A 9,099-nucleotide genomic window follows, 5' to 3' on the forward strand; every position below is an offset into this window, starting at 1 on the left:
AGAGTAAGTCGATAATTTCGTAATTTGCGCTGAAAACAAGGATACGAGGTGATGAAGTGCTTAGTTTAGCATTAAAAACTACATTATTGTTTGTTATTGGCATTCTGATTATGAGGATAATGGGGAAGTCTGCAATTACCCAATTAACTCCCTATGATTTAATGGCAATAATAATTATTGGAACTGTTATTGCTGAGCCGCTGATTAGCACAAAACTGAAGCCAACATTATTTGTATTAGGTGTTTTAGTAGTTTTATATATAGTATTTTCTAAGCTATCATTAAATCAGTTTTTTAATAAGATATTATTGGGTAGGCCTACTATTTTAATAAAGCATGGAAAAATTATCGAAGAAAATATTGAACAAGAAAGGATCTCTTTGATCCAGCTGACAGCAATACTTAGAGTAAATGGATATCCAAAGCTTGAGGACATAGAATATGCCATACTAGAGCCTACAGGAGAAGTAAGCATTATTCCAAAGTCAGATGTAAGGGGAGTTACTCCTTCGGATTTAAATATTAAAACAAAATATGAAGGGCTTCCAATTGGAGTAATTATAGATGGAAAGGTACAAAAGAAGAATTTAAAGCTCATAAATAAAGATGAAAAATGGCTTCAAGATAAAATCAAGGAAGAAGGTATACAGGATATAAATGAGATAATATATGCATATGCTAGTGATGAAAGTGAAGAAGTTGTTTTTGATAAAAGAAAAAAATAACATTTTTTTGTAATTTTCATAAAAATCTGTTGAACTTATAGAAATGAAATTATATAATGTTTATATATTTAAAATATATAAAATTTTTAAATTTTATTTACTGCAGTAAATATTTAAAAACTTAATATTTCATATTATTTGTCTCTTCGAGTCTTTTGATCTAAGGGTTTTATCTATGATTTTAAGACCGATAGGGTACAATTGGAAACGGTTGTGCCTCCCAGTGTGGAAAGAAGAGATCGTGGTATAGTAAAGCTAAAATAATTTTTCATACATTATTTTAGTCTTATTTACTATGGTCAAATAATACCTTCTTTTTAATAAACTGCTGGGATATTATCATTACCATTACAAAGTTTATTATCAAAGGAGGATTTTTTTATGATTAATGCTAATTTTAGAATAAAAACACCACAAAATGAATCAGTACTGTCTTATGCTAAAGAAAGCGATGAAAGAATAAAGCTAAAGGCAAGACTTACAGAATTAAAAAAAGAACAAATTGAAATTCCTTTAATAATAGGTGGTAAAGAAATATATACAGGAAACACACAAAAATGTGTGATACCTCATGATAAAAATCATGTGCTTGCTATATATCATATGGCAGGAGAGAGGGAAGTAGAAGATGCAATTGAAGCTTCTTTAAAGGCAAAAAAAGAATGGGATAAAATGCCTTGGCAGCATAGGGCATCTATTTTTTTAAAAGCTGCGGAGCTATTATCGGGACCATGGAGGTTTACTCTTAATGCAGCAACAATGTTAGGACAAAGTAAAACTGCTTATCAAGCAGAAATTGATTCAGCATGCGAGTTAATAGATTTTCTTAGATTTAATACTTATTTTATGTCTGAGATTTATAATGAACAGCTTATATCTACAAATGAAAGTTGGAATAGAATAGAATATAGATCCCTTGAAGGATTTGTTTTTTCTGTTACACCATTTAACTTTACTGCTATAGGGGGAAATTTAGGAATAGCACCTGCCTTGATGGGGAATGTAGTGCTATGGAAGCCAGCAGGAACATCTGTATATTCTAACTATTTTGTTATGAAATTATTACAAGAGGCAGGATTACCAGATGGAGTAATAAATTTTGTACCTGGTTCAGGAAGCTTAATAGGAAATGTAGTATTCAATAATGAATGGCTTGCAGGCGTGCATTTTACAGGCTCTACTAAAGTATTTAATGGTATGTGGAAGACTATTGGTGAAAATATAGGCAAATACAGATCATATCCTAGGATTGTAGGAGAAACTGGAGGAAAGGATTTTATATTTGCCCATAAGCTTGCTAATATTAATAAACTTGTTACTGCTTTAATAAGAGGAGCCTTTGAATATCAAGGGCAAAAGTGTTCAGCCGTTTCACGGGCTTATATACCTAGAAGCATCTGGTCCGTTGTAAAATGTAAATTGATTAGTGAATGTGCCACTATTAAAATGGGAGATGTAGAGGATTTTACTAATTTCATGGGTGCAGTGATAGATAAAAATTCATTCGATAGAATTAAAGCTTATATTGAATTTGCTCATAATTCTGATGAAGCTGAAGTTATTTGGGGAGGAAATTGTGACGAAAGATTAGGCTATTTTATTGAACCAACAATAATAGTTACAAAGAATCCCTACTTTAAAACAATGACAGAAGAAATTTTCGGACCTGTGCTTACAATATATGTATATGAAGATGAAAAATTTCAAGAGACCCTTAAAATATGTAATGATTCTACTCCATATGCATTAACAGGTGGAATTTTCTCACAGGATAGAATGGCTTTAGTTGAAATGGAAAATATACTTACCTATGCAGCAGGAAACCTATATATCAATGATAAGCCTACAGGAGCAGTGGTGGGTCAACAACCATTTGGTGGAGGAAGAGCTTCAGGAACAAATGATAAGGCTGGAAGTAAATTAAATTTACTTAGATGGACAAATCCCAGAGTAATAAAAGAAAACTTTAATCCTCCCAGTAATTATAGATATCCATTTATGGAAGTAATGTAATTACTATAATTTAGTTCATTGTACTAGTTTTTATCGCAGGAGTTTTAATATTTCCTTTTCCTTTGAAATATTAAAACTTCCTAAGACATTTAAAAACTGTATTAGTCTGGTGGTTTGATTTAGAGAATAGCATGTAAAAATACTGTTATTCTCTTTTTTTTTTTATACCTAAAAGAATGACCCTAAAACTTGTAACATGCAACCTACAAACTATAACCTTCAATCTGTCACCATACGCCCTTGCCTTTCATTGACAAAAATTTACTGATAGTATATAATAGACCATATAGTCTAGACTACGTGGTCTAACATACTAATTATATTTGAGGTGTATAAATTTGGAAAAGATAAATTTGAAACGAAAGGATAAACTAATTGATGCTGCTATAGATGAATTTATTGAAAAAAGCTTTGATGATGCATCCCTTAATAATATCCTCAAAAGGGCAGGAATCAGTAAAGGTTCCTTTTACTATCATTTCAAAAATAAACAAGATCTTTATTTATATATATACGATCAAGTGGGAAAGGATAAAATAACCTATTTAAATAAAGCTCTGCAAGAAACGGTTGTTGATGTTTCAAAAGAAAACATTTTTACAATTTTTAGGTTTTTAGGGAAAACTTCATTAAAATTTGCAGCTGAATATCCTAAATATTTTAAATTAGGTAAGAGAATATTTTCAGATAAAAATGAAGAAATTAGGGCTTTAGTTATTGAACGAGGAAAAAGTAAAGATAACCTACAAATTATTGAGACATTAATAAAAAAAGCAATTGATAATAATGAATTAAGAGATGATTTCCCTGTAGATTTTACAACTAAATTATTGAAAAATTTATTAATAAGCTTTTCCACTATTTTCCTAGAGGACATTAAGGATTTTGAGTTAGATAGAGTTTTAGAAATATATAATAATTATATTGATTTTATAGAGAATGGATTAGGCAAGAAAAATAAGGGGTGTTAAAATGACTGCATCTGTTTTGATGAAGGTAGAAAATTTAAGCAAGCACTATAAAATGGGAGAGGTAACTGTAAAGGCTTTACAAAATGCTTCCTTTGAAATTTACAAAGGAGAATTTGTAGTAATCCTAGGACCAAGTGGTTCAGGGAAAAGTACCTTGCTTAATATTTTAGGTGGTATGGATAAACCTACTGAGGGTAAGGTTTTACTTAGAGAACAAGAGGTTACTAAATTTAGTGAAAAACAGCTAACCAAATATAGAAGAGATCAAATAGGATTTGTATTTCAATTCTATAATCTCATGGCAAATCTAACTGCCAAGGAAAATGTCGAATTAGCCACAGAAATATGTAAAGAACCACTAAATATTGATGATGTTCTAAGGGATGTAGGGTTAGATGAAAGAAAAAATCATTTTCCATCTCAGCTAAGTGGTGGGGAGCAGCAGAGAGTAGCCATAGCTAGAGCAGTTGCTAAAAACCCCCTTCTTTTATTATGTGACGAACCTACAGGAGCACTAGATTATAAAACAGGGATAGCTATATTATCTTTACTCAGTAAAATAAATAAGGAATATAAAAAAACAATCATGGTAATAACCCATAATGCTCCTATAGCTCAGATGGCAGATAGGGTTATAAAAATGAGAAGTGGTAAAGTAGTAGATAATCAAATAAATGAGAACCAAATTGATCCTGAAAGGATTGAATGGTGATGAAAAAATTAAATTTAAGACTGATTAGACTGATAAAAAAATCCTATGGTCAAGCTATTGCAGTTATTACAGTTATTGCAATAGGATTATTGGTATATACAGCCATGAAAATGGCTGCATTAAATCTAGAAAACACACTTAATGAATATTATGATTTAACAAATTTTGCAGACATATATGTTCAAGTGGTTAAAATTCCAGGTAATGAAGTTAAGGATTTGGAGAACAAATATGGAATCACAAATGCTCAGGGGCGAGTAGTATCAGATGTACCCCTTAAGGTAGAGGATGAAGAGGAAAAAGTAACTATTAGAATTATATCTATACCAAATAATGATGAAAGAATAAATAATATTTATCTGATTGAAGGAGATGGAATAAAAAATAAAAATAAGGATGTATTGGTGGTTGAGCAATTTGCTAAGGCACGGAATATAGCTATAGGAGATACCTTAAGTGTTCAAATGAATGGGAAGCTATACAATTTAAATGTTGCGGGCATAGTCTCAAGCCCAGAATATATATATCTCATGGAAAATGAGCAAACCCTTATACCTATGCCAGGTAAATTTGGAGTAGTTTTTGTAGCCGATGAATTGGCAAGACAAAGCTTTGGATTTGGAAGCAGCTATAATGAAATAGTGATTAAGGTAAAGGATGAAAATGAGATAGATAAAATAGAGGATAAGCTTGAAAAGGTATTAAAAAAATATGGGGTAAAAAGAATTATAGTCAGGGATAATCAGCTTAGTAATCGAATGATTTCCGAGGAAATAAATCAATTAAAAAATATGGCAAAGGTAGTGCCAGTAATTTTTTTAGGGGTTGCTGCTTTAATCATTGCTGTTATGATTTCGAGAATGGTTAAGAAGGATAGAGTTCCAATAGGTGTTATGAAGGCATTAGGATATAAGAATATAGATATTGTACTTCATTATATAAAATATTCATTAGTTATTGGAATCTTAGGTGCCATAATTGGAACAAACCTAGGGATGCTACTGGCAGGAGCAATGACAAAAATGTATCTTCAATATTTCAATATACCAATATTAAAGATTAATTATTATTATAGATATATAATGAGTGCAATATTACTGGCAAGTATATTTTGTATTACAGCAGGATTATGGGGAGGAAAAAGGGTTTTAAAAATACTTCCAGCAGAATCCATGCGACCAGAAGCACCAAGGTCTGGTAAAAGAATATTAATAGAAAGAATAAAAATAATATGGAGCAATTTATCATTTAGCTGGAAAATGGTTATGAGAAATATTTTTAGAAATAAGAAGAGGTTTATGTTTATTTTAGTGGGTATATCATTATCCTTTGCTATGTTGTTTTTAACCTTTTATCAATTCAATACAGCACTTTTTATGTTTGAAAATCATTATGGTGATTTTCAGAGAATGGACTATAATATTAATTTTTCAAAACCCATGAATCAAAGGGTTATTAAAGATTTAAAACATTTGGTAAATATTGACTCTATAGAGCCTAAGGTGGAATTTCCCTTTGAAATTAAAAATGGATGGAAAAGCAAGGTAGTAAATATTATAGGAATTAAAAGGGATACTATATTTTATAAATTTGAAAACCTTAATGATGAGATAATAAATTTACCCGATGAAGGAATAGTTCTATCGGAAAATTTAGCTAAATTTTTAGATGTGAGTAAGGGAGATACTATTACTATAAATAGCTTTATACCTCATAGAGATGATATTCATATAATTATTAAGGATGTTATTAAGCAGAGCTTGGGAATTAATGCATATATGGATATTGACCAAATGCAGTTTAAACTCTTGGATAAGGAACTTATAACTGGAGCGTATATTGATTCAAATGATGCTGTAAAAAAGAAACTTAGCAATCTAAAAAATTTAACTAGTATTCAGTCCTTGCAGGATTTACAGAATATATTTAAGCAGTTTCTAAGCTTGACCATTTCCTCCATAAGTATATTAGTTATATTCTCAGGTATTCTTGGTTTTGCTGTTGTATACAATTCAACAATAATGGGAATATCAGAGAGAAGATTGGAATTATCTTCTTTGAGGGTTATGGGCTTCTCAAGAAAAGAAATATTTTGGATGATTGTTAAAGAAAATTTAATTATGACAATTTTTGGTATTATAGTGGGAATACCCATTGGATTAAGCTTTGTCAAAGGAGTAGAGAAAGCCTTTAGCAATGAATTATATACGTTGCGAGGAGATATAAGCTTTAGCATATTTTTATTTTCAATATTGCTAACGGTATTTTTTGTAGTAGCAGCACAATTATTTACTCTGAAGAAAATATATAAGCTAGACTTTATGGAAGCTCTTAAGAGTAGAATTTCATAGTGGGGTGTAAAAAATGAAGAAAAAAATTATTAAGATTACCTCTGTAGTAATAATTGTTTTAGTTATAATCTTTGGACTATTTTTTAAAATCAATAAAGGTAATGTAATTATAGCAGAAATATATGAAGTTGGTCGTGGGGGAATATCTGAGTATGTAGAGGAAACTGGAAGGGTTAAATCAAGAGGACAAAGAATTATTTATTCAACTACCATGGGTCAAGTGAATAATATAAACGTGGATGAAGGTGACATTGTAAAAGAAGGAGATGTATTGGGACATATAGATTCTGAAGAAATAGAGTTAGAAATAAAGGCATTAGAAGCAGAGATTCAAGGATTACAAGCTACCTATAAAGAGGCAATAAAACCCGTTGATAAATCAAAAATTGATAAGGCAGAGGCAAATGTGGAGAGCATGAAGGCTAATGTAGAAGAAGCTAAGCGAAACCTTATAAATAGTAAAAAGCTTTATGAAGATGAAGCAGTAAGCTTAGATGCATATAAAGCAGCTCAAAATAATCTTGTTGTTAAGGAAAATTCATTGAAAATTGCAGAAAATGAATTAAAGCTTCTGAAAAAAGGTGCATCCAATAATATAAAAAATAAATACGAGGCACAAATTGCTGGGTTAATTTATAAAAAAGAAATTTTAGAAAAAAAGAAAGAAGATATGATAATTAAGGCTCCTACTGAAGGTAGTATTACTGAAATTTTTATAAAGGAAGGAAGCTATGTTCAACCTTCAATGGAAATGTTTGAAATAGGTAATATAAAAGAACTCTATGTAGAAGTAGATGTCTTAGCCAGTGAAGTGAAGGACATAAAAGAGGGTGGAGTAGTAATCATATACAGTGATGATCTTGGTATTAATAAATTAGAAGGACAGGTAGAAAAGGTATATCCTAAAGCATTTAGTAAAATATCTGATTTAGGAATAGAACAAAAACGTGTAAAAATAGATGTAAGTATTCCTAAGGTTTCAAACCTTAAAATCGGATATGATGTCGATACTAAATTCAAAATACGTTCTAAGACCGATGCTTTAATTGTACCTGATAATACTGTATTTGATATTGAAAATGAAAAATATGTATTTGTTTTAGAAGATAATAAAGCAGTATTAAAAAGGGTTGAAATAGGATTGGAAGGAGAAGATTTCATTGAGGTTAAGTCAGGGCTAAAGGAAGGTGATAGGGTTATAATTTCACCCGATGAAGATATAGAAGAGGGAGTCACTGTAAAGGACGGCAAAGAATAGTTGAATTTTAATTATTTATAACATTTTTCATCTTAAAAGAATGACACACAAACTCGCAACAGGGAGCTTGGAAGTTACAAATAACAAAAGCGACCTCGGTCGCTTTTGTTATTTGTATAGGAACTCAAACTTTTTTTTACAAGAAATTGCATGTTTGAATTCAAGTAAATTTAAGTGACAGAGAGGAAATTCAAACTATTACCAGTGAAATTTTAGAAGCAGAAATTAAGGTTTTTAGACCTAAAAGAATGACCTTAAAACTTGCAACTTGGAACATGGAACTTGCAACTAAAACGCATCGAAGACGCCTTTGTTCTAATGCATTTCCTTAGAATTTGAATTTTCAACAATTCTTTTATATAAAGGATTATCACCCATATATTTTTCAAGATAGGATAAAAGTTTTTGAGAATCATTTTTGGAGTATTCAAGCATTTTATCAGCAATATGGTCTATAACCTCTGGTTCTTCACATTCTGATACAACTTCAAAGATTTCTGAAATATTCTGGGCAAGCTGTGAAGCTCTATCATTGTTTGATTCAGCATATGGAGTTATGTTATTTTCTGCCATGTACTTTATTGCGTTACAAAGAATCCAACCTGTACCTTCTACTGTTTTCATAAGATTATGTAGATGCTTTTTATGCTCTGTTCTACCTACTGTCATGAAATATCTCCTTTCATAAAATAAATTTTATTGAAGTCATTTTCCTACAAACATCTGAGTAAAAATTTTTCCATATTTAGAACCTTCTTTAATGCCTATACCTATATGGGTAAAATTAGAATTAAGTATATTTTTTTTGTGACCTTCAGAATTCATTAAAGATGTATGGGCAGCCTTTACACTAGGATTTCCTGCAATATTTTCTCCAGCATAAATGTATTTTATTCCAAAATTTCTCATCATTTCAAAGGGACTACCATATGTAGGGGAGTAATGACTAAAATAATTATTGTCTATCATATCTTGAGACTTATTTCTAGCAACCTCACAAAGTTCTAAATCAACCTTTAAAGGCTCCAAACCTCGTTTGGATCTTTCAGCATTGACAAGTCTAAGCATT

At 30.6% G+C, this 9,099-nt stretch carries 8 protein-coding genes and 1 riboswitch; of the genes, 6 read left to right on the plus strand and 2 right to left on the minus strand.

All coding sequences use genetic code 11. The features are described from left to right. Positions 1-56 precede the first annotated feature (56 nt). From BUB36_RS11295 to BUB36_RS11320, 6 genes are all read left to right on the plus strand, one after another. Positions 57-725 carry a DUF421 domain-containing protein gene (locus BUB36_RS11295; protein WP_207550803.1) on the plus strand — a complete coding sequence of 223 codons (669 nt, stop codon included), beginning with the start codon at positions 57-59 and terminating at the stop codon, positions 723-725. A gap of 132 nt (positions 726-857) precedes the next feature. Further along, a riboswitch (molybdenum cofactor riboswitch) is annotated at positions 858-977 on the plus strand. Between the two features lie 129 nt (positions 978-1,106). Continuing rightward, complete coding sequence (pruA, locus tag BUB36_RS11300; protein WP_073150074.1) at positions 1,107-2,738, plus strand: L-glutamate gamma-semialdehyde dehydrogenase; 1,632 nt, start codon at positions 1,107-1,109, stop codon at positions 2,736-2,738. A 338-nt stretch (positions 2,739-3,076) separates the two neighbouring features. Next, positions 3,077-3,709 carry a TetR/AcrR family transcriptional regulator gene (locus BUB36_RS11305; RefSeq protein ID WP_073150077.1) on the plus strand — a complete coding sequence of 211 codons (633 nt, stop codon included), beginning with the start codon at positions 3,077-3,079 and terminating at the stop codon, positions 3,707-3,709. A 1-nt stretch (position 3,710) separates the two neighbouring features. Beyond that, entirely contained in the window at positions 3,711-4,421 is a 711-nt protein-coding gene (locus tag BUB36_RS11310) for an ABC transporter ATP-binding protein (protein WP_073150080.1), read from the plus strand. Further along, the gene (locus BUB36_RS11315) at positions 4,421-6,772 is read left to right on the plus strand and encodes an ABC transporter permease (protein WP_073150083.1); all 2,352 of its coding nucleotides are present in this window, start codon (positions 4,421-4,423) and stop codon (positions 6,770-6,772) included. The genes BUB36_RS11310 and BUB36_RS11315 overlap by 1 nt, the downstream gene beginning before the upstream one ends. Positions 6,773-6,785: 13 nt before the next feature. Further along, entirely contained in the window at positions 6,786-8,030 is a 1,245-nt protein-coding gene (locus tag BUB36_RS11320; RefSeq protein WP_073150085.1) for an efflux RND transporter periplasmic adaptor subunit, read from the plus strand. A gap of 315 nt (positions 8,031-8,345) precedes the next feature. Here BUB36_RS11320 and BUB36_RS11325 read toward each other — a convergent pair whose 3' ends face one another. Then, positions 8,346-8,699: a hypothetical protein gene (locus tag BUB36_RS11325; protein ID WP_073150088.1), complete on the minus strand. Its 354-nt coding sequence runs from the start codon at positions 8,697-8,699 to the stop codon at positions 8,346-8,348. 36 nt (positions 8,700-8,735) lie between these two features. After that, the coding region (locus tag BUB36_RS11330) for a CAP domain-containing protein (protein WP_073150093.1) at positions 8,736-9,099 on the minus strand (364 nt) is incomplete at its 5' end.

It is taken from the genome of Paramaledivibacter caminithermalis DSM 15212, from assembly GCF_900142245.1.
Lineage (GTDB): Bacteria > Bacillota > Clostridia > Peptostreptococcales > Caminicellaceae > Paramaledivibacter > Paramaledivibacter caminithermalis.

Excerpts from the sequence above, each read along its gene's own strand:
- BUB36_RS11325 (WP_073150088.1), bottom strand. The coding sequence starts at position 8,699 with ATGACAGTAGGTAGAACAGAGCATAAAAAGCATCTACATAATCTTATG.
- pruA (WP_073150074.1), top strand. The coding sequence starts at position 1,107 with ATGATTAATGCTAATTTTAGAATAAAAACACCACAAAATGAATCAGTA.
- BUB36_RS11315 (WP_073150083.1), top strand. The coding sequence starts at position 4,421 with ATGAAAAAATTAAATTTAAGACTGATTAGACTGATAAAAAAATCCTAT.
- BUB36_RS11310 (WP_073150080.1), top strand. The coding sequence starts at position 3,711 with ATGACTGCATCTGTTTTGATGAAGGTAGAAAATTTAAGCAAGCACTAT.
- BUB36_RS11320 (WP_073150085.1), top strand. The coding sequence starts at position 6,786 with ATGAAGAAAAAAATTATTAAGATTACCTCTGTAGTAATAATTGTTTTA.